A 971-nucleotide genomic window follows, 5' to 3' on the forward strand; every position below is an offset into this window, starting at 1 on the left:
ACACCTTCTAATTCTTCTTCTATTCTTATTAATTGATTATACTTAGCAACTCTTTCACTTCTTGCTGGAGCTCCTGTTTTAATTTGTCCTGCATTTACTGCTACAACAAGGTCTGCTATAGTTGTATCTTCTGTTTCACCAGATCTATGAGATACTACTGCTGTATATCCTGCTCTATTTGCCATTTCTATAGCATTTAATGTTTCTGTTAAAGTTCCTATTTGATTCAATTTAATAAGAATTGAATTAGCTACACCTTTTTCAATTCCTGTTTCTAATCTACTTGTGTTAGTAACAAATAAGTCATCACCAACTAATTGAACTTTTTTACCTAATCTATCAGTTATAAGTTTCCAACCTTCCCAATCTTCTTCTGCCATTCCATCTTCAATTGAAATAATAGGATACTTATCTACCCATTTTTCAAGGAAATCTACCATCTCAGCAGCTGTTAATGTCTTTCCTTCATGTTCTAAAACATATTTTCCATCTTTATAATATTCAGAAGATGCTGCATCTATTGCTATAAACATATCTTCTCCTGCTTTATATCCTGCTTTTGTAATAGCTTCTATAATAACTTCTATAGCTTCTTCATTAGATTTTAGATTAGGAGCAAACCCACCTTCATCACCAATTCCAGTCGAATATCCCTTTTCATTTAAAGTTTTCTTTAATGTATGGTATATTTCTGCACACATTTTTAATGCATCAGAAAATGTTGCTGCACCAACTGGCATAACCATGAATTCTTGTAAATCCACTGAATTATCAGCATGAGAACCACCATTTATGATATTCATCATAGGAACAGGTAATACCTTTGCATTTACTCCACCTATATATTGATATAAAGGTAATCCTAATGAATTGGCTGCTGCTTGAGCACAAGCTAAGGAAACTCCAAGTATTGCATTAGCTCCTAGTTTACCTTTATTTTCAGTTCCATCTAGTTTTATTAATGTTTCATC

1 protein-coding gene is annotated in these 971 nt (G+C 32.5%); it reads right to left on the reverse strand.

Annotated features, from left to right (window positions below; translation table 11 throughout):
* The coding region (gene eno, locus NNC19_RS23435) for a phosphopyruvate hydratase (RefSeq protein ID WP_310941102.1) at nt 1-971 on the reverse strand (971 nt) is incomplete at both ends.

The sequence above is a fragment of the Clostridium sp. SHJSY1 genome, from assembly GCF_031626875.1.
Lineage (GTDB): Bacteria > Bacillota > Clostridia > Clostridiales > Clostridiaceae > Clostridium.